Raw genomic sequence first — 23537 nt, 5'->3', positions numbered from 1 at the left:
GGATTAGTTCCCTCTCGCCAGGCCGTTGAGTTCCGCTTGCGTCGCATCCGGCGCGACCAGCAGAGTAATTTCTACGCGACGGTTGCGGGCGCGATTCTCCGCGCTGGTGTTCGGCACCAGCGGATGGCTTTCGCCACGCCCTTCGGCTTTAACCCGCGACGGTTGTGCCAGCTGCTGCTGCAGCAGGGTTTGCACCGACTGCGCGCGCGCCAGCGAGAGTTCATAGTTGGAGGCGAAGCGGGCGCTGCGAATCGGCACGTTGTCGCTGTAGCCAATCACCAGAATCTTCCCGCTGACGTTATTCATCGCGGCGGCAATGCGCTGAATCACCGCATCGTAGCGGCCACGCACTTCGGTGGATGCCGAGGCGAACAGGCCATCGCCCTTCAGGGTGACCACGCTCTGGTCGGCTTCATCGCGCACCGCCACCAGGCCGGCATCAATTTCCGGCTTGAGGAACGCTTTCAGGTTCAGCGTGGCGGGCGGCGGCGGTGCCGGATTGCTGATTTTGACTTCCGGCAGCGCGGTCTGATAGATGCTAGCCAGCACCGGCGAAGTGTAGTCGCCGAGACGCCAGTTCAGGACGATGTAGAACAGGCAGGCAGCAAAGCCGGCCACCGCCGCACAGGCCCACAGTGGAATCATCGGCCGCCACAGCTTGCGCAGCACCGGCTGATCGGTGGGATGCGGTGACAGCGCCGCCGGGTAACTGCCGCGCACGCTTTTGATCATCTGCAGCAGACGCTGTTTGATGGTTTCCAGCTGCGAACGCCCGTTATCCAGCACGCGGTAGCGCCCTTCAAAGCCGAGCAGCAGACAGAAATAGATCAGCTCCAGCAGCAGGATGTGCTGACGCGGATTTTGCGACAGCTTGGCCAGCAGCTGAAAGAACTTCTCACCGCCCCAGGTTTCATTGTGAAACGTCACCAGCAGGCCGTTGCTGGTCCACACGCCGCGGCTGCCCCACGGCGTCAGCGCCGCCGCTTCATCCAGCGCGGTGCACAGGCAGTAGCGCGCGCCGACGATCACTTCATAACTCAGCCCCGACTGCTGGCAGCTGAGCTCAAAGCGACGGATCTGATCGATCAGCTGCTGGCGCAGTCGCGCCGGATCGTCGTGCGAGACGGAGTGGCGAATCTGCGGGATCGCGTTAATCAGCGGATTCGCCGCGGCGACCAGCACATTCTGATGGCTGACATCCTGCTGTGTGACGTCACTGTTCGGTTTCTGTTGTTCCTGCATCATGCGGCGTGCTCAGTTTTGATTATTCTGACTGACTACGAATGGCCCAGAACTCCATGTTCAGGCCCGGAAACTCACCGGCCAGATGCAGCGCAAAGGCACCTGAGCGCTCCATCTCCTGCCACAGCTCGCTGTTCTTATCGAGCTCGAAATAGCTGTAGCCGGCATGCCACGGGATTTGCGGCGGCGCGCCCGGCATGGCTTTCAGCGCCAGTCCCGGCAGCTGCAGCTGCACCAGATCGCGGATTTTGGTGACGGGCGCGACTTTCATCTGCGCCGGGAAGTGGGTTTTCAGCGCCTCGGCTGGCACGCTGGCTTTGACCGCCAGCACAAAGCCGAACTCGCGCACCATGCTGCTTTCCGGCACCGTGGCCACGTTGAGGCCGTGTGAGCGCTGCGTCAGCGGCAGCTGGATGGCGCTCTCTTCCATCACCTGCGACAGTCCCTGGCGCAGCAGCAGCGTTAAGCGGGTAAAGCAGCTGTACAGATCGTCATGGTCATACAGCGGCAGCGCGTCCGGGGTGCGCGCCGGCATCCAGCTGCTCAATTCAGCAGCCAGCTGCAGCCAGTGACTGTAGAGCGTTTCCGGGTGCAGCAGCGGCAGATGCTGTAAGTGCGCGTGCAGGCCAAGCTGACGGTTGAGTAAGGTCAGCAGCATAAAATCGACCATGTCGGCACTGTTAAAACGGCCGGTACCCGGCGTGCGCTGGCTCAGCTGCTGGCTGCGCTGCTGAATCAGGCCGTGCAGGTCATTGAGCATGCTTTGCAGCGGCCGGCTGGCGTTGAGCGTCAGCATCGGCGGAATGTAATCGGTGTCGAGGCGCACGTGGTTATCGCTGCGTTTTTCAATCACCTGCGCCACGCCCATCGCCGTCCACTCCGCGGTGAGATCCTGTTCCAGCATCAGGCGCAGGCGCAGTTTGCCGAACTGAACGGTGGCAGCGCCGACCGCCTGAGCGTTGTCATCTTCGACTTCGGCTTCCCACGCCAGATAGCGCGCCAGTGAATCCTGCGTCTCCTGAAACGCCACCGCTTCGCGCCCGTTGCGCCGGGCCGGGATCGCCAGTACCACTTTGCTGCGATCGACATTCGCCGGCAGATCCAGCGGGGCCGGACCGTGCTGTGGCTGGCTGAAAGAGAAAAAGGTGCCGTCAGGCAGACATCCGCTGGCGGCACTCAGCGCCAGTTTTCCCTGGCGCAGCAGCGCTTCATCAAATTCGAGATCAAAAAAACCCCAGGTGTAGGCGCGCTGCGACTGCCCCCACTCGCGCAGGGTGCTGTGTAGAAAATTTTCCGACTGCTGGAAATGGTGAGGGCGCAGGAACATCCCCTCGGTCCAGACAACCTTTTCGGCTCGGTTCATAGGCATCCTTACTGCTTAACCACGCGCAGGCCGTTGATATCCGCCACAACGCGGGCATTCAACTCACCATCGTTATTTTTCCAGAACTGCCAGAATGCGCTGTCGTCGCCATCCGGGAAGGGCAGCGCGAGGCGCCAGACTTTACCGTCCAGCGCCTGATACTCGGCCATGATGCCGATGAAGCGCGCTTCCGGCAGGCTTTTCGCGCTGAGGGTTTTACTCAGCTGACCTGACATCAGGAAGAACTGCTGATTGTTGAGCAGCGTGCTGCCCAACGCGGTGGCGGGCTGGTTCTGCAGGGAGTAGAAATCAGCGGACATGAATTCCGCATCGGAGGTCAGCAACATCACCCGGACTTTGAGCGGCGCACCCGCGTTGATCTGCGGATGCGCCTGAAAGTCGAGATTGTAGCGTGCAACCGGCGCCGGACTGTTGCTGCTGCAGGCGGCCAGCAGGCAAGCCAGCAGCAGTAATCCGGCGCGGCGGAGAGAAATCATCGTCATCATTCAGCCCTCCCTGCTTACCGTGTTAGTTGATGATCCAGGTGCCGCTGTTGCTGTTCTGGCACGCTTTGCTGTCGCCATCCACCGCGACGCAGGTCTTTTTCTTGCTGCTGGCGCGGGCGCGACGCTTCGGCTGATCCGCTTTGATGGTCTGCTCATACAGCGCGCTTTTCACCACCGCGCGGAACGGGACATAACCGATCAGCTGCACCGCAGGCTGAGCCGCCGGCTGCTGCGCTTTTTTGTCATCGGCCGGTGCAGTCTCAGGCTGCGCTTCGTCTGCGGCCTGCGCCGACTCGCCAAGTGCCAGCCAGTTGTTTTCAACCTGGCCAATCACGGTGTAGGTTTCACCGCTTTTCAGCGTATCCACCACTTTGCCGCCGAAGCTGGGGCGGGTCATGATCGAAGCCGGATAGAGCGCGCGATAAGCCTCGTTCACCGGGCTGAACTGTGCCGGCGGCTGGACGGCATAACGGTGCGACAGCGTGACGCCGTCAACGGTGCTGCTGACAATCGTGTCGTCTGTCATCTTTGGCGGTGCTTTACAGCCAGCCACTGCGAAAACAAACATCAGGCCCAACGCCATACGGAGATTCACCATTTTCTTCATGTTTAGTTCCATTAACGCCTAAAAAGTGGCCAGAGGCCGGTTAAGAGCAAAATGAACCGTGCGCACGGCGGGAGCCGGCGTCGATTCAGTACCAGTTAAAAAGTTGACCCTTTAATGAGTGTGGCTAACGCATCGCGCCAGCGAGGCAAAAATTGATCAGTCTGAATTAAGTATTAAAAATGCAACATTAGTGACAGGGATGATGTCGGAAGAATTCTGATCGTTTCACAAACGATCAGCAACATGATCAATTTTTGCTAAGCGAAGGAGTCGGCCACAGCCAAACCTCGGTTTCTCTTATGCCATCCCTGGTATAAAAACTATCACGTTCAATGAATCTGGTTAATCGGTAACGATTAAGGGGATAACAGCAACAACTTACGGCATTCGCTGGCAGCATTGCTATTTATTGAGATATATCAACAACATATAAAAGACTGGAAACATCATAGCTACCGCACGAGCCAGGTAAAACCTGCCCGTGAGCATGCAATCACAATCCATTTGTTAATGTCTGACGGAAGTTTACAGAAGCCTGACAAAATTTCAACGCGCCGCTAGCAGAGGAAATTAGTTCAGTAAAGGTTAACAAATATTTTTAATGCAAATTTGCGTCACTTTTGCCCGTAAACCTAAGACTATTCTTAGCAATCCATTAAAACTGTGAAAGATTGTAAATGAAAGATGAAAATTTGCTCGCGCGATCATTAAAAATTGTCATAAAAAAAATGGCGCTGAGCGGCACGCATTTTGTCTGCGCGCGATAAAACCCAGGCAGGCGGTAAAAAAGGGGTGATAAAGACAAACTGGCAGTTAAAAAAACCAGCCAGGCGGACCAGGCTGGTTTAATTCGCTAAAATAGCGGGTTTCGGGATTGTTAAGCAGTCAGAATAGATTGCAGCTCAGGCAAGGTTTTCACCTGCCAGGCGGGCGTGATGTGCGCCGGCAGCGGACGCGTGCCGTGATCGATCCAGCAGGTTTTCACGCCGGCATTCATACCACCGAGAATATCTGATTCCGGCGTGTCGCCGACCATTAATACCCGGCGGCGATCGGGATTGCCCAGCAGCTGCAGCGTATGGTCAAAAATCGCCGCGTCCGGCTTGGGTACGCCCACCTGTTCGGAGATCACCAGCGCGTCAAAGTAGTCACGGAAGCCGGTGCGTTCAAGACGCGCCTGCTGCAGCGCCGTAAAACCGTTGGTGATGATGGCGATTTTTACTTTGCCCTTGAGCGTATCCAGCAGGCGGGCTGCGCCATCCAGCGGCAGGCAGATCTCGGCCATCGCATTAAGAAAGTCGCTGTTAAGCACTTCCGGCGCCACGCGCAGTTTTTCGCCCCACAGCGTGAAGCGGCGCGTCTGGAGCTGTAACGCTGTAATGGTGCCGTTCTGGTAATCGACCCACAGCGGTTTGTTGACGGCCTGATAATCAGCGTAATCCTGATCGCTGAAGTGCACGTCGTAGCTGGCAAACATGCGCTGCAGGCCGGCGAAGGCGTCAAAGTGGAAAAGTGTGTCATCCGCATCGAACAGGATGCAGTCCCAGTCGTTTAACATAGTGCCCCTTTTGAATAACGTCAGAGCGTGAGCGCCATGATGATGGCATCCTCGCGCCCGCTGGCGGTGGGATAGTAGTTTGGCCGCACGCTGACCTGATGAAAATCCAGCTGCTGATACAGCGCAATGGCGGGCTGATTGGAGGCGCGCACCTCCAGCCACAGCGTCATTACCGCACGCTGCTCCAGTTCGGCAATCAGCTGCTGTAGCAGCTGACGCGCATAGCCGCGGCGCTGGAACGCGGGATCGACCGCGATGTTGAACAGCGACGCTTCATCCAGCACCACCTGGGTGATGGCGAAGCCGGCCAGCTGGCCGTCCGCGTGCAGGCAAAGATTGACGTAACGTTCGCCCTGATTGCTGGCAAAGGTCTGCTCGCTCCACGGAAACGCATGCGCGCGGCGCTCGATCTCCAGCAGCCGCGGCTGTAAATCAGGGGTGATGAAAGAGATGGCTGTCATGGTTACACATCTGTTGCCACAGCGCGCGTTTGGCCGCGCCGCTGCTGATTAATTCATTGAAAACGGCGCTGGTGAACGTGATGCCGTTAAAAGGATGATCGCTGGTCACGCCCAGCAGCCAGCCAGCACAGTCGACCTGCTCCGGCAGCATCGGCAGCTGTTCTGGCGTCAGCGTCATTACCTGCCCCGGCTGAATGCTCAGCGTCCGTAGTACGTCGCGCACCAGCGGCTCCTGCAGTTCCGGCGCCTGCTCAGCGACCAGTACCAGCCGCGTGTCCGGCGTCAGCGTAACGGCAATTTCACCTTGCAGCACGCGCGGACGTCGCAGCTGATACTGCGTAATCCCCATTTGCTGTAGAAGCCAGTCGCGCCTTGTGCTCATGCTATTACCTGTAATCCTGCCAGAATGCGACGCTATGCTAGCAAACCCATCGAACATGCGCCAACAAAGCACTATAATCGCCGCTCTGATTTAACAGGAGCGTTCCATGTCTGCTTTTACCCCGGCCAGCGAAGTGATTCTGCGCCACAGTGATGAATTTACCGCCCGCCACGTACTGTTCGCCGGCGACCTGCAGGATGACCTGCCCGCCCAGCTGGAGACCGCGTCGAGCCGCGTGCACACTCAGCAGTACCATCACTGGCAGAACCTCAGCCGCCGCCTCGGTGAACGGGCAGTGTACGGGCTGGTGGCCGGTGCGGCCGACGTAGCCGGTTGCGACACGCTGATCTATTTCTGGCCGAAGAACAAACCGGAAGCGCAGTTCCAGCTGCAAAACCTGCTGTCGCTGCTGCCGCTGGGCTGCGATATTTTTGTCGTCGGTGAAAACCGCAGCGGCGTGCGCAGCGCTGAAGGCATGCTGGAGAGCTGGGCCACGCTGGAGAAGATCGACAGCGCGCGCCGCTGCGGGCTGTATCACGGTCAGCTGACGCAGCAGGCCAGCTTTGACGCCAGCGCGTTCGGCAATCGCTATCAGCTGGACGATCTCACCATTCATACCCTGCCGGGCGTGTTCAGCCGCGACGGGCTGGATATCGGCAGCGATCTGCTGCTTTCCACCCTGACGCCGCACACCAAAGGCAAAGTGCTGGATATCGGCTGTGGCAGTGGCGTATTAGCCGCCGCGCTGGCGCAGCATTCGCCGAAAGTCCGGCTGTGGCTGTGCGATGTGCACGCCGCCGCCATCGAGGCGAGTAAAGCCACGCTGGCCGCTAATGGTCTGGAAGGCGAAGTGTTTGCCAGTAACGTGTTCTCAGACGTCAGCGGCCGTTTTGATCTGATCATCTCTAACCCGCCGTTCCATGACGGTCTGCAAACCAGCCTTGATGCCGCCCACACGCTGATTCGCGGTGCGGTGAAGCATCTCAACAGCGGCGGCGAGCTGCGCATCGTGGCCAACGCCTTCCTGCCTTATCCGCAGGTGCTGGATGAAACCTTCGGTAACCATGAAGTGCTGGCGCAGACCGGCCGCTTCAAAGTGTATCGCGCCGTATATGGCCGCGGCGCGAAAGCGCGCTAAGCGTAGTAAAATCCGCGATGCGACGGGGAAAACGTTGCTTTTTGCAGCAGTCGTTTCACCGTCGCAAAATATGTGTTGACGCAATGAGTAAAATCTCTAAAATGCGCCTCCGTGGTTAGCAATACTGTAATGTATTGCAGGTAGGCGAAGGTGGCGGAATTGGTAGACGCGCTAGCTTCAGGTGTTAGTGTCCTTACGGACGTGAGGGTTCAAGTCCCTCTCTTCGCACCAATAATCACAGAGTTTATATCGCGTGCACTGCGCGAAGGTGGCGGAATTGGTAGACGCGCTAGCTTCAGGTGTTAGTGTTCTTACGGACGTGAGGGTTCAAGTCCCTCTCTTCGCACCATGCGGTGATATAAACAGACAACTACGATGCGAAGGTGGCGGAATTGGTAGACGCGCTAGCTTCAGGTGTTAGTGTTCTTACGGACGTGAGGGTTCAAGTCCCTCTCTTCGCACCAACGTTGTCACACTTCTTCTGTAGTACATCCCTATTGATTGTTACCGCTGCTATCACGCCTTTGCGTGATATTGTCGTTTCTGCTCGCCGTTAAATGACGTGAAAATTCACTGAGATAGCCGCCAGACCGCCAGCCAGCGCCAGGCAGGAAGGCAGCAGCAGATAATGCCGCAGACGATGGTGGAACAGCATCACCACAGTAAGCAGTAGCGCGACAATCATCACTAAGCGCCACTGGCTGAAACTCGGCTCCCACAGTGCAAACACCGGCATGGCCGCACAGGGCAGCAATACGCCCCAGCCGCTATCCAGACGTTTTCCCATCACCCAGCTTACGCCCCACAAGCCGCAGGCGGCCATCATCGCCATGATCATCGCGCAACCCTTCAAATGATAAATATTCCTATTATCATATGACAATACTTCTCATCTTGCAGCGAATTTTTTGCCCTGCCCGCGCCGGATGACAGAATTACTGGAAAATGATAGATTGCCGCCGATAACTATTTTGATAACACAGCAAAAACGTGCTCACTATCCGCGTTGTGGGATTATTTCCTGCGGGTAGCGCTTTGATATTTCAGGGCTGTCACGAGTAATAATAATGAAATTACAATCTTATGATGAGTTGAAACACAGCAAGTATCGGCTGTCGCTGATGCTATTTTTGTTTTTGAATGTCGCCGTTTCGCTTTTTTGTCTGCTGCCGTTTTTCGGCACGGATAATCCCATCAATTCGCTGCCGGTAACACTGGTGGCGGGCTTTAGCACCACGCTGCTGGCGCTATGTTTAATCGCGCCGAATCTAAAATTCCCGTTATTAAATCCTGTCGCATTGCTATTAGGCGCGCTGTGGGCCTGGCATATCAATCATCGTTACCATCTGGTGTTTTATTTTGACGGTAGCTTTTTAATAATCAGTCTGCTGAGCGTATTTTTTATCAGCGCGATTGCCCTGAGTGATTATTTGCTTGCGTTCTGTTTACATATTACGCCACCGGTATTAACCGTACTGTTACTGGACGATGGTCAGCATTTAATGACCATTCTGTTCACCATTACGCTGCCGCTGATCGGCTTCTCGCTGCACCATTTGATGCGCCGCCGCTTCGACACCTTCACCCTGCGACTGGTGCGCCAGCTGTATGAGGAGAAGCAAAGTTTTAGCGATTTGAGCATGCTCGATCCGCTCACTGGCCTGTATAACCGGCGCGGGCTGAAGAACCGGCTGGATACCATCATGGAAAATCATGCCGGCAGCCACTTTGTGCTGCTGCTGGATATCGATCACTTCAAGGCCTACAACGATAACTACGGTCATGCCATGGGCGATCAGGCGCTGGCGCGGGTGTCGGTTGCGATTCGTGATGCGGTGCGCTCGCGCGATGTGGTGACGCGCTACGGCGGCGAAGAGTTTCTGGTGCTGATGACCAATGTTAACGCCTCGATTGCCATGAAGCTGGCCGAACGCATCCGTCAGTACGTGGTTGATCTGGAAATTCCCCACCGCTTCAATGATAAAGTCTCGACCCATGTGACCATCAGCGCTGGTATCGCGCCGATTTTCGCAGAAGACTTCGACCAGGCGGTAGCCAACGCCGACCGCGCGCTGTATGTGGCGAAGAATCAGGGACGTAACACCATTCTGGCATGGGAGGATTTACCGAAGCTGGCGCCGGTAAGCAGCGATCTGGTGTAAACGGTGCGGCGACAACGCCGCGCCCTTTCCGCAGGATTTCACGCAAAATGCGCAGTGGCCAGGCAGTGAGCGCTGCTGGCATCTTGCCCAGTGAATCGGGAACGATTATCATTTGTTTTTCGCTTCCCGTTTTCACTCAGGAGCCGCATGGCCATCATCACGCGTCAGGATCATCGCTTTAGCGCGCATCCGCTGATCTTTATGCAGAGCGATCGCAGCTTAGCCAGCGCGCTGGAAGATCTGATGTGCGACCAGCGCAGCTACATGCGGGAAAACGTGAAGCTGGGCCAGCCGGCCCCCGCAGGAACCCTGACGCTGGCCGAATGGTCCACGACGTTTCATTATCGCCGCCTGACGCAGCGCTACAGCGACTATCTCTATCGCCACCATCCTGATGTTCCGCAGGAAGCCAAACCGCTGCAGTCGCTGTGGGCCCAGTGGTATTTTGGCCTGCTGCTGCCGCCATTAATGCTGGCGCTGCTGCAGGAGCCGCGCGCGCTCGACTGCTCGCCGCAGCGTATCCACGTTGAGTTCCACGAAAACGGCCACCCCTGCGCCTTCTGGATTGATGTGCAGGAGGATGAGGATGCGCGCTATCTCACTCCGCAGCAGCGTATCGAACGCCTGATTCAACATAGCCTGATCCCCGCCGTTAACGGCATGGCGCAGCACGGTGACATCAACGCGCGGCTGATCTGGAATAACTTAGGCTTCTCGTTTTACTGGTTCCTTGGCGAACTGCAGCAGCAGCTGCCTGCGGCCACCCGGCATCAACTGGAACAGGCGCTGTTTTTCAGCAAATCCCTGTCCGACGGCAGTGATAATCCGCTGTATCGCACCATGATCCCGCGTAACGGCGCGATGGAGCGGCGCAGCTGCTGCCAGCGCTATCGCATTCCGGACGTCGAACGCTGCGGTAACTGCACGTTAAATGCCGTGTAAGCGCGGCGTATTCTGTTACAGATTCTCCGTTTCTCCCGTTTACAGCTTTCCCGCCTTATGGCAGCTTTTACGCTCTGTTTTTACCGGAGAAAAAAATGAGCCTGGAGTCGGTACGGCACTTCTTTGCCGAACACGCACCGGATATCGACATCATCGAGATGCCGGAAAGCACTGCCACCGTAGAACTGGCCGCACGCGTACATGGCGTGACGCCGGGGCAAATCGCCAAAACCCTGTCGCTGAAAGTGAAAGAGAGCGTGGTGCTGATTGTCACACGCGGCGACGCCCGGCTGGATAACCGCAAGCTGAAGGCAGCGCTCGGGGCAAAAGCGCGCATGCTGAGCGTGGATGAAGTGGTGAACTGGACCGGCCATCCGGTCGGCGGCGTGTGCCCGTTCGGGCTGGAAAATCCCCTGACCGTCTATTGCGATGTGTCGCTGCGCAGTTTCGATGAAGTGTTACCTGCGGCCGGTTCGATTCACAGCGCGGTGCGCATTTCGCCGCAGCGCATGGCTGAGCTCACGGCGGCGAAATGGATTGACGTCTGCGAGGCGCGTTAACGCGTCTCTTTCGCCACCGCCCCGGATATTTCGATGCCGCGCGTCTCGCGGCCAAACGCCACGAACACGCAAATCAGCACCGCCACCGTGCCGGCGACAATCGCCATGCCCAGTCCGTAGTTACCGCCGTGGGCTTCGGCGATGCGGGACTGCAGCGTGGCGTTGACCGAAGCAATTAAATTCCCCAGCTGGTAAACGAAGCCCGGCAGTACCGCACGCGCATTGGCCGGCACCAGCTCGGTCAGGTAGGTCGGCACCACGCCCCATGCGCCCTGCACCATAAACTGCATCAGGAACGCGCCGATACCAATCGCCCAGGAACCGCTGGAGAACGCCCACAGCGGCAGCACCGGCAGCGCCAGAAACGACGCCAGCATGATGGCTTTTTTACGCCCGATACGCTCGGACAGCGAGCCGAACGTGATGCCGCCGAGCATCGCCGCGATGTTATAGCCGATGGCGATAATGCTCACCGTGTGGGCGTCAAACTGGTGCTGCACTTTCAGGAATGTCGGGTAGAGATCCTGCGTGCCGTGGCTGAAGAAGTTAAAACAGGCCATCAGCAGCACCATGTAAATACAGATTTTCCAGTGCTGGCGGATGATGGGCAGCAGCGCGTGATTCTCTTTACGCTCGCGCGCCGCCAGCCATACCGGCGATTCCGGCACTTTAAAATAGATAAACGGCAGCAGCAGAATCGGCAGCGCGCCAATCAGGAACATGCCGCGCCAGCCCACCTGTTCGAAGAACAGGCCAAACACTATCGACGCCAGCAGATAGCCGCACGGATAACCGGCCTGGAAGATGCCGGACATCAGGCCGCGCGAACGGTCGGGAATGGTTTCCATCGCCAGCGAAGAGGCCACGCCCCAGATGCCGCCCATCGCCACACCGTAAATCACGCGGAAGGTCAGGAAGGCAGCAAAGTTGGGCGACCATGCCGACAGCAACTCAAACAGCGAAAACAGCACGATGTTGAGCATCAGGATCGGCCGGCGGCCATATTTTTCCGCCAGCCGGCCAAAGATCAATGCGCCCACCGGCCGTACGGCCAGCGTCAGCATAATGGCAATGGAAACATCGGAGACGCTGGTGTTGAAGTAGCGCGCAAGATCGCTGAGCACAAACACCAGAATAAAGAAGTCGAACGCATCCAGCGTCCAGCTGGCGAAACTGGCGAAAGCCACGTTGCGCTGGGTCGCAGTCCAGTTAAACATAAGGGTATCCTGTCTGATTGCTTCCGGCTCGCGGCCAGATTTTTATTGGAACGTTATCCAGCGAATGGTTGCACTGGTTATTATTGTGTTAACCATTTGTATATAGCATGTCAGAAAGGCGCCGCGCGGCGGGGAATTGTCAGCGAGTGATTCGCGATGTAAGGAAGCGTGTCGGCAGGGAAGCGGCGCGCGGTACTCCGGCCGGGAGACCGCGCGCCGCGGCAAAATCTCAGCGTTTCAATCCGTTGAACGTCTGCTCAATCACTTCCAGCAGCAGCGGATTGTTTACGTTCTGCATCACATGCACCAGTGCGCCCGCGTCCGCCGGCACGCCGACATCCAGCCGCAGCGGCGTGCGATAGCGCCAGGTCTTGCCGCGCGTGGCACCGGGACGCAGCTCAATATCGACGTGATAATCCACGCCGTCCGCCACGCGCTGGTTGAGCAGCCAGGCAATGACCAGCGCATCGTGGATCCAGCAACCCGGCAGATGGCGGGTGCGGATGGAGTAATCAATCCACGGTCGCAGCGTTTCGCGCACAAACTGCGGCAGTGGATGATCGCAGGCGGTCAGGCGCGTGAGATCCTGATGGGTCAGCAGCGTCTGCGTGGTGGCATCCATCGGCACCAGCGTGATGGTGGCGCCGCTGTGCAGCACCTGATGCGCCGCTTCCGGATCGAGGCCAAAATTGGTGTCTTTGATGTAGTCATCCAGCGCGAATACGCCGCCCATGATGACGATCTCCGCTACGGAATCCGCCATCTGCGGATAGCGCTGCAGCGCCTGCGCCACGTTGGTCAGCGGGCCTATTGCCACCAGCGTAAACTCGCCGGGATTGTCGCAAATCAGCTGGCCCATCACGCCCGCCGCATCGTTGCCGTCAGCTGCCACCGTCTGCGGCTGACGCACGCCGCGCCACAGTTCGCCCAGCGCCGGGTCCGCGACGTTATCCAGCCGCGCGCGCCACGGCGCCGGATCTTCGCGCAGCGCCTGTAGCGCGCCCTGCACCACCGGAATGTTCAGTCCGAGCCGCTGCAGCAGATCTTTAGCCACCCGCGCTCCCACCGCGCTCGGCGTGTTGCCGCTCACGGTGGTGATTAGCTCAACGGCTAGCGCGCGTGACGCCAGCGCTAAGGCCAGCGCCAGCCCGTCATCGGTGTTAGCGCCAGCAATACCATTCCCCGGATCACAATCAATAATTAGTCTTTTCATGGTGTTATATATTTATTTTTGTTGAGGGTGCGGGCAGCCACAGGACTCACCGATCTCCAGATGGTGAGGAAATTCGGCCAGCTGCGCCTCGCCATGACCGTTTTTCAGCATGGCGATGGCGCTGCGTGCCATTTCGCGCAGCGGCTGGCGCACGGTGGTGAGCGTGGGCACATGAAAGGCCGACTGCTCGGTACCGTTGAAACACACCAGGGCGACATCGTGCGGCACGCGCAGACCGTGTTCGGACAGCGCGCGGATACAGCCAATCGCCTGCCCTTCGTTACTGGTAAACAGCGCGCGCGGCACCCGGCCGCTGGCAATCATGCGCTGCCCGGCGTCGTAACCGCCCTGGCGCGAATAGCCGGCCGGAATAATCAGCGCTTCATCTACCGTCAGCCCGTGCTGCGCCATGGCGTCGCGCCAGCCCTGAATACGATCCTGCGCGTTAAGCATCTCACGCGGACCGCTGATCATGCCGACCTGCTGATAGCCGTGGCTGAGCAGATGCGCCGTAACCTGGCGCGCCGCTTCACGTTCGTTCACGCACAGCATGCTGACGCCGGGACGCGGTTCGATGCGGTCCAGCATCACCAGCGGCGTTCCGCTCGCCTGGATGACATCAATATAGGGATGGCGATCGACGCTGGTGTAAAACAGGCCATCAACCTGACGATTCAGCAGGCCCTGAATCAGCTCCAGCTCGCGCTGTCGGTCGTCGCCGGCATCGCCCAGCAGCATTACGTGGCCGTGGTTCAGCGACTCCTGCAGCAGCACGTGCGCCATTGAGGCGACAAACGGGTTTGCGATATTCGGCACGATCAGGCCAAAGGTTTTGGTACTGCCGGAGGCCAGCGCGCGCGCCACCGCATTCGGGCGATAGCCGGTTTGCTGGATGGCGGCCAGCACGCGCTGACGCGTGGCTTCGGCCACCGGACGCGGTCCGTTGTTGATCACATAGCTGACCACCGCCACCGAGGTTCCGGCGGCTTTGGCGACGTCACTGCGTGTCACATTTCCGGTTGGGGATTTCGCCAATATTGCCTCTGCGTTAATGCCGCTGGCCGGGAGTACCGGCCAGCGTAATCAAAGAATGTTGCACGATCCTGCGCGTCAGATAGCATCCTCCGGCAGATTCAGATCGCGTCCGCGCGTTTCCGGTGCCACGAAGGTGGTGATGAAACCGATGGTCGCCATGGCCGAGAAGTACACGGCAATCGGCCACCAGTGGCCGGTAAACGACAGCAGCGCCGCCGCCACCAGCGGTGCGGTGCCTCCAGAAAGGATAGACCCCAGCTCTTTGGCAACCGCCATTTTGGTGTAACGGTGTTTGACGCCAAACATCTCCACGCCCCACGCCGCCTGCACGCCAAAGATGCCCAGCGACGCCAGCGCCATCCCCACTACAATCACCGGAATCACAATGGCCGGCTCGCGGCTGTCCATCAGGCTAAAGGCGGGCCAGGCGTAGACCATCAGTAACAGGCAGAAGCCGCGATAGGTGATGCGTCGGCCAAAGCGGTCTGACAGCCAGCCGGCAAACGGGATGATCAGGAAACCGAGCAGCGAGGCGATGAACACCGCGGTGGTCGGCACCGACTTGTCCAGCATCAGCACTTTGGCGACGTAGCCGACGATAAAGCCCTGTGCCAGATAGGACGGGCCGTTCTCACCGATGCGCAGGCCCACCATGGTCCAGAAGGCGCGGCTGCGCTGCCAGAAGCTGCGGTTGTCGGGTTGCGTCGCGCTTTGCGCCAGCGTTTCATGGCGCTGCGCCTGCAGTTCCGCCTGCTGACGCTCAAACACCGGCGTTTCACGCAGATGACGGCGAATCCACAGCGCGACCGCAGCAATCAGCACGCTGCTGAGGAACGGAATACGCCAGCCCCAGTCGAGCAGCGTGGCTTTATCCATCTGAATCACCGCCAGCCACACCAGCGACGCAATCAGCGTGCCGCTGTTGGAACCAAGCGCAATCACCGACGACACCAGGCCACGGCGCTCAACCGGCGCGTATTCACCCAGCATCACCGTGCCGCCCGAGAGCTCAGCGCCGGCGCCCAGCCCCTGCGTGAAACGCAGCAGCACCAGGCAGGCCGGCGCCCACAGGCCAATCGTTGCATAGGATGGAATCAGGCCGATCAGCGTGGTCGAAGCGCCCATCAGAATGATGGTGCTGATCATCACTACCTTGCGGCCCTTGCGATCGCCAATCCAGCCAAACAGCAGCGCCCCGATCGGGCGCGCAATAAAGCCGACCGACCAGGTGGCAAAGCTGGAGAGCAGCGCCATCGCCGGGGTGGCTTCGGGGAAGAACACATCGCCAAAAATGATGCCGGCAGCGAGGCCATACAGGGCGAAATCCGCGTATTCCATCGCGGTGCCCAGCCAGCAGGAGAAGGTGGCGCGCCAGAAATCTTTGCGCCCGGTGGTGGTTTCCAGCCGCGCATCGGCGGCGGAAGCGGGTGAACCTTGTTGCGTAACGGAGTGATGTACCGTCATAACCATTTCCCTGAAAGAGGTGAAAACAGTAAACGCCCATCCGTGGGTCGGTTCCCTTGCAACAAGCGGAACTCCCCGGTGGCGACGTTCAGTAGGCAAACCTGGATGAAAGGTCAGTAAAGAATTCCCTGGTGTTGGAATTCATCTATTTGCCTGATTTCGCCGATGTTTTTTTCATCGATCGCATTAGCACGGCAAATGTAACTGGGTCATCTCAAGGCCAACTTCGTCTCTGGCACCGTGAGTTGTCACTGTGAAGACAGTCTATCTACGCGCGTAGATAAATCAAGTGATCAACAGGAAAATAATTAACTTATCTTCACAATGGTGCAGGAGAAAAAGATAAAAACGGCGTTAATTCATGACATTACATTACAGCCAGCGTCATTAAAAAATCCACGCACGCTGCGTGATTAACGACTATTGCTTATCATTGGCAAAACGGCGACCAAACTTTCACCGCGCCGTTTTCGCACATTTCAGTTAAGTTTTGATGACACCCGGGCATTATTCTTAAAACCGCCCGGGCCGCGCGAAATCCTGCGCGCCTGCAGTAGACTGGATGACCTTCACTCAGGAGCATTATGACCATTATCCTCATGCGACACGGCAAGCCAGACCATCCGGTAAGCGGGCGCTTTACGGCGCGGGCGCTGGCGGACTGGTGTGAAGGCTACGACCAGGCGGTGATTTGTGATGCGCCGCCGCCGCGCAGTATGGCGATTGCGCGCATGGCCAGCGTGATTGCCTGCAGTCCGTTGCCGCGCGCGCGTTCGTCGCTGGCGCGGCTCGGTCTGCAGGCGCAGGACGTGGATGAGGTGTTCAGTGAAGTGGCGATGCCGCTGCTGCCGTTCGCGCGCCTGCATCTGCCGCTGACGCTGTGGCTGGCGCTGCTGCGCCTGCTGTGGCTGTGCGGTTACGCCGGGCGCGTGGAATCAGTGCAGCATGCCCGGCAGCGCGCGCAGCGGGCGGCAGACAAACTGATTGCCCTGTCGCAACAGGGCACGGTGCTGCTGGTGGGCCACGGTATTATGAACAAACTGATTGCGCGCCAACTGCGCAAGCGCGGCTGGCAGGCAGAAAAACACGCCAGCAGCCGCCACTGGAGCAGCGCGATTTATCACCGGCCGTTTATTTGATGGCGGCTTTCGCACGCCGGACGACAGCTGAAAGTAGCTCAGGACTTCGCAGCCGGAGCCAGCCTGCGGCGTGGCGATGACCTTCATCTGCGTCAGATCGATCAGGCTAAGCGAACCGTCACCCTGATTAGCGATCAGCAGGCTGCGGTTATCGGCGCTAAAACAGCCATCCATCGGCTGATTACCGACCGCAACGTCACCCAACGGATTAAGCAAGTCGTCAAACAGCGTCACCACTCCTTCCCCATCGCCAATCGCCACCAGCCGCTCACCGCTGGCGCTGAAGCGCACCACCTGGCACGGCTGCTGATGGCCGGGCAGCGTGATGCGCTGGCGGATACGGTGACTCTGACGATCCACCACGTACAGCAGCGGCGCGTCTGCCGCGCTGGCCACCAGGTAAGGGTGCTTTGGCGAGGCGGCAATGCCGGCAATCGGTCCCGGCAGCAGGATGTTATCAATGATGCGCCCTTCCGCCTCGCACAGATCTACCACCGTGATGCTGGCATCCTCTTCGTTTTCAGTAAACAGCTTGCGGCCGCTGGGCGACAGCGTCAGCCGGTGCGCGTTGTGCGACGGCAGCCGGATGGTTTTCTCCAGCGTGTCGCTGTGCGGATCGATCACCGCCACCGCGGCACTGTGTTCACAGCACAGATACACTTTGCCATCGCGCCCCAGCTGGCCGCTGTGCGGCGCCTTGAGCGGTGACAGATCGATAAAACCGCGAATCTGCCGCCGGCGCAAATCGATAATCGCCACCTTGTGCCCCGGATGCGGATTGTCGCCGTGGACGCCATCACCGTAGATCGGCACATACGCCTTCTCCAGCGCGGGCAGCATCAGTAGCTCATGCGGTCGCGGCGGTAAGGCATTCAGCTCCTGCTCAACGGCGAAGCTGTCGGGATTGAGAAACAGCACGCGGTTGCCCTTCTTATCAACCGCCAGTAACCCATGCTTGTGTGGCTGCATAGTGCCTCCTTTTTTTCGTTGCCTGCTCTAAGCGTAGCTAACCTGCCTCCGCGTTGGGCAAGCGGCGGCCAGGCCAGGGGAAAATACAGCGCGGTTAACGGACCGCCGATCGCTCATTTTTATTCCGCGCCGCGGCCTGCGCCTGCAGGAGGTTATTTTATTAGGAATAGTCTTAATCAAGTAAAAATAAAAAATGCCGTACCTCATCATTTTATTGATACCTCTTTTTAGCCATCCCGGATCCCGGCGTTTCCGGTAAATCTGAAAGCGAAAAAAAATCGTAGCCTTGCCGCTGCGGATCGATTATTAAGCAAGGGTAGTCTTTTTACACACAGCCGTCAGGACACATAAGCGCGCTCAAGCCGCCAGCATCAGGGAATCTTTGCTCCCCATAATCACAATAATCAGGTGCATCATGACAAAAAAACGTCTCCAGCCAGCCCTTACGCTCTGGCAACACTGGCAGAGAATCGCCTTCACCGGCCAGACATTACTGCAGAAAAAACAGCATACTGCGCTCTGCGCGCCGGAATATGATCCCAGCGAAGAGGACAATATCGTGTTGCTTTCGGGTGAGAAAGCGCTGCCGGAAATACCCAAAAAAATCTGGATGTACTGGGACAATCAATATTTACCGAAATCGATGGCGTTAAATATCCAGCAACTGCGTCAGGATAATCCCGACCATCAGGTGTATGTATTAAACCGTTTAACGCTTAAAGAAGTCCTGCCGGATTTTATTTTTACCTCGACACAATTAAGTGAGCAGCAAAAAAGTGAAGTCATTCGCCTCGAATTATTATTACGCTACGGCGGCATTGCGATTGACTGCAGCACACTGTTATTTGAAGACCTGAGCTGGGTGCACCGTGCGCATCAGGAACGTCGCATGGATGTGATTGGCTATTACCGCGAAATTGCCACCGTCAACTATCTGGCACCGGTGATTGAAAATTGGTTTCTCGCCGCTGCGCCCAATAATCCTTTTATTCGCGAGTGGCAAAAACAGTACGCGCCGATCAAGCATCTGGGGGCGCACAACTATTTTAATGAGCTGGCAAAGCGCGATGATTTTGCCCTGCTGACGCAGAAAATCGCCGAGCCGGCACAGCAGCTGGGTTCTCTGGCGCAGCAGGCGGCGATGCGCGAACATCGCCGCGTGAACCTGTATCTGCGTAAATGTGAGGCCAACGCCTATTACTATCAGCGGCTGAACAACTGGCAAAGTGACGCCTTTGCGCACACGGTGCTATTCCATCAGCGCCCGCATACGCCGCCGCCGGTGATCAAACTGAGCGGCCTTGAGCAGCTGCATCTCGACTTCAATCTGCGTCTCGGTAACTATAACCGTCGCAGCCTGCTGGGGGCGATGATGCAGCCCAGCGCACCGCTCAGCGCGCCGCTGGCCTCACCCATCAACAAAGCGCGTGCGTAGCCAGTGGATAAAGGTGGTGACGGCACGCGGCACCTGCGCTGCGTAAGGCCGCACTACCCACAGGCGGTCGGCAAAGGCATCGACCGCCTGCCACTCCGGCAGTACCTGCTGCAGCGTGCCGCTGGCCAGCGCCGCGCTGGCGCTGAAGTCCGGCAGCATGGCAATGCCCAGCCCCTGCAGCGCAGCGTCACGAATCGACTCGCTGTTATTAGTGGCGAAATTACCCTGAATCTTCACCTGCACCGTTTCGCTGTCATCGCTGTGCAGACGAAAGCGCCACTGCGGCGATTCCAGCCCGCGCGGATAATAGAGGCAGTTATGCTGCTGCAGCGCCTGCGGCGTATCTGGCGTGCCGTGACGGGTCAGATAGTCCGGCGCGGCCACCAGCAGCGTGCGTGTTTCACACAGCGGCAGCGCGACGTGCGTTTCCGGCAGCTGCTGGCTGTGGCGAATGGCGAGATCGAATCCTTCGCTGCCCAGCGACACCAGCCGATCGCTGACGTTGAGCTGCAACCGCACCTGCGGATAGTCGCGCAGAAAGTCGCCGATAATCGGCACCAGCTGCTGCCGGGCAAACGCCACCGGCGCGCTGATGCGCACCAGACCGCGCACCGGCCCGGCTTCGTCACGCACGCTGAAGAAGCTCTGCGCAATGCGTGCAAACGGCTCACGCAGGTCGTCCACCAGCTTTTCACCGGCCGACGTCAGCCGCACGCTGCGCGTGGTGCGCTGCACCAGCGCCACGCCCGCCATCTGCTCCAGCTCTTTGATTTTCTGGCTCATCGCCGCTTTACTGACATCCAGGCGTTCAGCCGCGCGGGTAAAACTGCCCTGTTCCGCCAGTACCGTCAGCCAGTGCAAATGCACCCAGAGTGCATCGGTTTTAATTTCTTTCATCAGGATTGTTCAAAATAATAAATAATCATTTTAATCAGCGCGCTTTTTCTTTCCGGCAGCAAGCGGCAGCATAGCGTTTCATCCTACTCTTTCCGCGTGGGCAAAAACGAGGATTTATTGATGCCGTTACTGACTTTTGATGTTATTCAGGGCCGTTCTGAAGCAGAGATTCGCACCTTACTCGACGCCGCGCATCGCGCAGTACTCACGGCATTTAAGGTTCCGGCGCGCGATCGTTACCAGATTGTTCATGAAAACAAGCGTTATCAGATGGTCTTTCAGGATACCGGGCTGGGCTTTACGCGCAGCGACAATCTGGTGATGGTGCGCGTGTACACCAGCCCAAGAAGTGAAGAACAGAAAACGCACTTCATGGCAGAGTTAGCGCGCGAGCTGCGGGAGAATTGTGGCGTGCAGGGCAACGATCTGATGATCAGTTTTATCACCAACAGCAAAGGTGACTGGAGCTTTGCCGACGGCGAAGCGCAATATCTCACCGGTAAGCTGTAACACCCGCGCCCGCCCTGGCTGGCAGCAGCGCGCCGGTTGCTGCCAGACTAAATCAGACTCCGCCTAAACCCGCCTTAAACGATTCGCAATGCATCGCACAAATCTGGTTGGATGTGTTGCAGCCCTGTGACAGCCAATATAGATTGACGCAAAACCCCCGCAGAGGGCCGCAGACGCAGGTAACGCGTTCTTTTTACTTAATGTGAGGATCTGCCGTTGGAGTTGCTTTCAATAGTGCTCTTTTTGGCTGCGATCGCAGTCTATTCGTATAAAGCCGGGCGAAATAAATTCTGGTTTATCCTGATCTTGCTGCTGCTCACCCTGTTCATCGTGCTCAACGCCACGCTGTATGCCAGCAACTATTTTACCGGCGATGGCATCAACGATGCGGTGCTCTATACCCTGACCAACAGCCTGACCGGCGCGGGCGTGAGCAAATATGTGGTACCGGCGCTTGGCTTGATCATCGGCCTGTTTTTACTGTTCTGTTTTCTCTCCTGGGTGCTGCGCCGGCATAAACGTCCGCATCATCTCGGCTGGAGCCTGCTGGCGATCGCCTGTGCTGCCGGCTCGGTGCAAACCACGCCGGCGTTTCGCCAGGTGAAAGAGCTGATCGCCTCCCACGCGCGCCAGGCCGACTCGGATTTCGAAACCTATTACAAAACGCCGAACAAGCAGATTAACGCGCCGAAGCTCAACCTGGTGTATATCTACGGCGAAAGCCTTGAGCGCACCTACTTCGATCAACAGGCTTTTCCTGGCCTGGCACCGGAGCTGAGCCGCGAAAAAGATCACAGCATTGACTTCAGCAACACCGAGCAACTGCCCGGCACCGATTACACCATCGCCGGCATGGTAGCGTCGCAGTGCGGTATTCCGCTATTTGCGCCGTTCGACGGCAACGCCTCGGCTTCGCTTTCCAGCTTCTATCCGCAAAATATCTGCCTCGGCGATATCCTCAAACACTCCGGCTATGAGAACTGGTTTATTCAGGGCGCAGACCTGCGCTTTGCCGGTAAAGACACTTTTTTGCTGTCACACGGTTTTGACGCCGCCAACATGTACGGCTCGCAGGAGCTGAAGAGCCGCGTCGCCGACCCTAACTACCGTAACAACTGGGGCTTTTACGACGACACGGTGATGGATGAGGTGTTTGAAAAATATGAGGAGCTGTCGCGTCAGCAGAAACGCTTTGCGCTGTTTACGCTCACCGTGGACACCCATCATCCGGACGGCTTTATTTCGCGCAGCTGCCAGCGCAAAAGTTACAGCTATGACGGTAAACCCAATCAGTCGTTTAGCGCCGTGGCCTGTTCCCAGGAGCACGTGGCGCGCCTGATTGCCCGTATCAAAGCCTCGCCGTGGTTTAAAAACACCGTGATTGTGGTGAGTTCCGATCATCTGGCGATGAATAACACGGCGCATCAGTATCTGATCAAGCAGCCGCGCCGCGATCTGTTTATGGTGATCCGTGGCGATCAGCCGCAGGCCGAGGTGCTGGACGGCAAGCGCAGCACGCTGGATAACGGCGCCACGGTGCTGGATATTCTCGGTGGTGATAACGCGATTGGCCTTGGCCGCAGCGGGCTGTCTTCGGCCTCGCTCTCCAGCCAGTTCGATGACATGGCGAAGAAAGTCACGGCGTGGAAAGCCGATATCATTCAGCTGTGGAATTTCCCCAGCCAGATGAAGACGTTCACCATCGACCAGCCCAAAAATACCTTTAGCTTCTCGGGCGCGACGTTCAGGCTGCCGATCCTGTTCCGCGTATCCGATCATCAGGTAGAGCCGCTGCCGGAAGGCGAATACGCCGCGCCGCTGCGCTTCCAGCTGGCCGATTTTGCCGCCAGCGATAAGTTTGTCTGGGTCGATCGCTGCTTCAAAATGGGCCGGCTGTGGCAGCCGGCGCTGGCGCTGTCGACAGATCTCTGTCTGGCGATGGGCCAGACCGGCGGACAACCCACGGTGACGCGCATCGACCAGCCGGTGTGGCAGGGCAAAGCGCAGTTCCCGCAGGTGAAAGTCAGTGCGGCGACCTATCAGCTCAACGAGCAGCAAATGCGCATCGAGGATAATGCCATTCGCTACCAGGCGGACAGCTTCCTGCTGACCGTGCCGGGCGCGCCGGCCAGCGTGAAGCGCTTTAGCGGTATTTCACGGCCTGAAAGCTGGGGGCGCTGGTCGAACGCCAACCTCGCGCCGGAGGTGAACATTGAATATGTCGATCCGCTGCCGGCGCGTTTTGACGTAGTGATCACCGCACGCGCCTATGGGGCTAACGCCCATCGACCGATTCCGGTGCGCGTCGGCGAGCAAGTGCAGCAGCTCAATCTGGGTGACGCGTTCTCCACGCAAACGCTGCATTTCACCAACCCCGGCGCCAGCCGCAACCTGATCATCACGCCGCCAGAACCACAGCTGTCTAATCTCGGCAACATTACCGGTCAGGATCCACGCAAACTCGGTATCGGCATGGCGGAGATAAAAATAATTCCGCAGCCCGAAAATTGATAAAAATGCGTGCCAGACCAGGGCCTGCCAGCGTGCAGGCCCTTTTTATTGCCGCTTAGCGTTACTCATTGTACGAATTGATATTTTTCGAGACGTCGCGCAAAATCCACATCATCACATGGTGCAACTATCACCACCTGGATAACCTTGCAGGCAACAGGAAAGGCGACCAGGAGCAACAGGGATGATACCGACGATGATGAACACCCATAAGGCATTCAAAGCG

Annotated in this window: 21 protein-coding genes, 3 tRNA genes and 1 pseudogene; 11 read left to right on the top strand and 14 right to left on the bottom strand. The window is 58.0% G+C overall.

Annotated elements, in window-relative coordinates:
* Nucleotides 1-3: 3 nt before the first annotated feature.
* From F3J36_RS21570 to F3J36_RS21540, 7 genes are all read right to left on the bottom strand, one after another.
* Nucleotides 4-1245, bottom strand: coding sequence for a DotU family type VI secretion system protein (locus tag F3J36_RS21570; protein WP_021506782.1), 1242 nt, complete (start codon nucleotides 1243-1245; stop codon nucleotides 4-6).
* 19 nt (nucleotides 1246-1264) lie between these two features.
* Nucleotides 1265-2605, bottom strand: coding sequence for a type VI secretion system baseplate subunit TssK (gene tssK / locus F3J36_RS21565; protein WP_058771443.1), 1341 nt, complete (start codon nucleotides 2603-2605; stop codon nucleotides 1265-1267).
* 8 nt (nucleotides 2606-2613) lie between these two features.
* Nucleotides 2614-3111 (bottom strand): type VI secretion system lipoprotein TssJ, encoded by a 498-nt coding sequence (gene tssJ / locus F3J36_RS21560; RefSeq protein ID WP_021506780.1) that lies wholly within the window; start codon nucleotides 3109-3111, stop codon nucleotides 2614-2616.
* 22 nt (nucleotides 3112-3133) lie between these two features.
* Nucleotides 3134-3730, bottom strand: coding sequence for an SH3 domain-containing protein (locus tag F3J36_RS21555; protein ID WP_031279568.1), 597 nt, complete (start codon nucleotides 3728-3730; stop codon nucleotides 3134-3136).
* A gap of 865 nt (nucleotides 3731-4595) precedes the next feature.
* Nucleotides 4596-5276 (bottom strand): pyrimidine 5'-nucleotidase, encoded by a 681-nt coding sequence (gene yjjG / locus F3J36_RS21550; protein WP_166720557.1) that lies wholly within the window; start codon nucleotides 5274-5276, stop codon nucleotides 4596-4598.
* A 20-nt stretch (nucleotides 5277-5296) separates the two neighbouring features.
* Nucleotides 5297-5737 carry a ribosomal protein S18-alanine N-acetyltransferase gene (gene rimI, locus F3J36_RS21545; protein WP_058776442.1) on the bottom strand — a complete coding sequence of 147 codons (441 nt, stop codon included), beginning with the start codon at nucleotides 5735-5737 and terminating at the stop codon, nucleotides 5297-5299.
* On the bottom strand, nucleotides 5709-6119 hold the full coding sequence (locus tag F3J36_RS21540) for a DNA polymerase III subunit psi (RefSeq protein ID WP_166720556.1): 411 nt from the start codon (nucleotides 6117-6119) through the stop codon (nucleotides 5709-5711). The genes rimI and F3J36_RS21540 overlap by 29 nt, the downstream gene beginning before the upstream one ends.
* Before the next feature lie 106 nt (nucleotides 6120-6225).
* Here F3J36_RS21540 and rsmC point away from each other — a divergent pair, with 106 nt between their 5' ends.
* The 4 genes from rsmC to F3J36_RS21520 all read left to right on the top strand — a co-directional run bounded on the left by rsmC (nucleotide 6226) and on the right by F3J36_RS21520 (nucleotide 7721).
* A complete protein-coding gene (gene rsmC / locus F3J36_RS21535) occupies nucleotides 6226-7257 on the top strand; it encodes a 16S rRNA (guanine(1207)-N(2))-methyltransferase RsmC (protein WP_166720555.1) in 1032 nt (343 codons plus the stop codon).
* 144 nt (nucleotides 7258-7401) lie between these two features.
* Nucleotides 7402-7488, top strand: a tRNA-Leu gene (locus F3J36_RS21530).
* A gap of 31 nt (nucleotides 7489-7519) precedes the next feature.
* Nucleotides 7520-7606, top strand: a tRNA-Leu gene (locus tag F3J36_RS21525).
* Between the two features lie 28 nt (nucleotides 7607-7634).
* A tRNA-Leu gene (locus F3J36_RS21520) sits at nucleotides 7635-7721 on the top strand.
* Between the two features lie 89 nt (nucleotides 7722-7810).
* Here the strand turns inward: F3J36_RS21520 and F3J36_RS21515 are convergent.
* Nucleotides 7811-8095 carry a DUF1435 domain-containing protein gene (locus F3J36_RS21515; protein WP_058757170.1) on the bottom strand — a complete coding sequence of 95 codons (285 nt, stop codon included), beginning with the start codon at nucleotides 8093-8095 and terminating at the stop codon, nucleotides 7811-7813.
* A 229-nt stretch (nucleotides 8096-8324) separates the two neighbouring features.
* Here F3J36_RS21515 and F3J36_RS21510 point away from each other — a divergent pair, with 229 nt between their 5' ends.
* The 3 genes from F3J36_RS21510 (at nucleotide 8325) to F3J36_RS21500 (ending at nucleotide 10921) form a co-directional block, all read left to right on the top strand.
* Nucleotides 8325-9419, top strand: a complete 1095-nt coding sequence (locus F3J36_RS21510; protein ID WP_021506772.1) for a diguanylate cyclase — start codon at nucleotides 8325-8327, stop codon at nucleotides 9417-9419.
* A gap of 147 nt (nucleotides 9420-9566) precedes the next feature.
* A complete protein-coding gene (fhuF, locus tag F3J36_RS21505) occupies nucleotides 9567-10361 on the top strand; it encodes a siderophore-iron reductase FhuF (protein WP_166720554.1) in 795 nt (264 codons plus the stop codon).
* 95 nt (nucleotides 10362-10456) lie between these two features.
* Nucleotides 10457-10921, top strand: coding sequence for a YbaK/EbsC family protein (locus F3J36_RS21500; RefSeq protein WP_058757173.1), 465 nt, complete (start codon nucleotides 10457-10459; stop codon nucleotides 10919-10921).
* Here the strand turns inward: F3J36_RS21500 and F3J36_RS21495 are convergent.
* From F3J36_RS21495 to F3J36_RS21480, 4 genes are all read right to left on the bottom strand, one after another.
* Nucleotides 10918-12138, bottom strand: coding sequence for an MFS transporter (locus F3J36_RS21495; protein WP_021506769.1), 1221 nt, complete (start codon nucleotides 12136-12138; stop codon nucleotides 10918-10920). The genes F3J36_RS21500 and F3J36_RS21495 overlap by 4 nt on opposite strands.
* 229 nt (nucleotides 12139-12367) lie before the next feature.
* Nucleotides 12368-13351, bottom strand: coding sequence for a nucleoside hydrolase (locus F3J36_RS21490; RefSeq protein ID WP_021506768.1), 984 nt, complete (start codon nucleotides 13349-13351; stop codon nucleotides 12368-12370).
* Between the two features lie 12 nt (nucleotides 13352-13363).
* Complete coding sequence (locus F3J36_RS21485; RefSeq protein WP_166720553.1) at nucleotides 13364-14386, bottom strand: LacI family DNA-binding transcriptional regulator; 1023 nt, start codon at nucleotides 14384-14386, stop codon at nucleotides 13364-13366.
* Nucleotides 14387-14461: 75 nt separating this feature from the next.
* Nucleotides 14462-15850 carry an MFS transporter gene (locus F3J36_RS21480; protein ID WP_166720552.1) on the bottom strand — a complete coding sequence of 463 codons (1389 nt, stop codon included), beginning with the start codon at nucleotides 15848-15850 and terminating at the stop codon, nucleotides 14462-14464.
* Between the two features lie 584 nt (nucleotides 15851-16434).
* On the opposite strand from F3J36_RS21480, the gene F3J36_RS21475 reads away from it, so the two are divergent.
* Nucleotides 16435-16989, top strand: coding sequence for a histidine phosphatase family protein (locus F3J36_RS21475; RefSeq protein ID WP_021506764.1), 555 nt, complete (start codon nucleotides 16435-16437; stop codon nucleotides 16987-16989).
* A 24-nt stretch (nucleotides 16990-17013) separates the two neighbouring features.
* On the opposite strand, the pseudogene F3J36_RS21470 reads toward F3J36_RS21475, so the two are convergent.
* Nucleotides 17014-17958: pseudogene (locus F3J36_RS21470) on the bottom strand (YncE family protein); the annotation flags it as partial.
* Nucleotides 17959-18373: 415 nt separating this feature from the next.
* On the opposite strand from F3J36_RS21470, the gene F3J36_RS21465 reads away from it, so the two are divergent.
* Nucleotides 18374-19393, top strand: a complete 1020-nt coding sequence (locus tag F3J36_RS21465; protein WP_166720551.1) for a glycosyltransferase family 32 protein — start codon at nucleotides 18374-18376, stop codon at nucleotides 19391-19393.
* Here F3J36_RS21465 and F3J36_RS21460 read toward each other — a convergent pair.
* Nucleotides 19367-20290 (bottom strand): LysR family transcriptional regulator, encoded by a 924-nt coding sequence (locus F3J36_RS21460; protein ID WP_021506761.1) that lies wholly within the window; start codon nucleotides 20288-20290, stop codon nucleotides 19367-19369. The two genes, F3J36_RS21465 and F3J36_RS21460, sit on opposite strands and share 27 nt — an antisense overlap.
* Before the next feature lie 120 nt (nucleotides 20291-20410).
* On the opposite strand from F3J36_RS21460, the gene F3J36_RS21455 reads away from it, so the two are divergent.
* Nucleotides 20411-20800, top strand: coding sequence for a tautomerase family protein (locus F3J36_RS21455; protein ID WP_058757180.1), 390 nt, complete (start codon nucleotides 20411-20413; stop codon nucleotides 20798-20800).
* Nucleotides 20801-21010: 210 nt separating this feature from the next.
* On the top strand, nucleotides 21011-23311 hold the full coding sequence (gene opgB, locus F3J36_RS21450; protein WP_166720608.1) for a phosphatidylglycerol--membrane-oligosaccharide glycerophosphotransferase: 2301 nt from the start codon (nucleotides 21011-21013) through the stop codon (nucleotides 23309-23311).
* The last annotated feature ends 226 nt before the right edge of the window (nucleotides 23312-23537 follow it).

Origin of the sequence: Pantoea sp. Cy-640, from assembly GCF_011752635.1 — a bacterium.
Taxonomy (GTDB): Bacteria; Pseudomonadota; Gammaproteobacteria; order Enterobacterales; family Enterobacteriaceae; genus Pantoea; species Pantoea dispersa.
The sequence above is the reverse complement of the archived record's forward strand: the minus strand, read 5'-3'. Positions and strand labels throughout refer to the sequence as shown.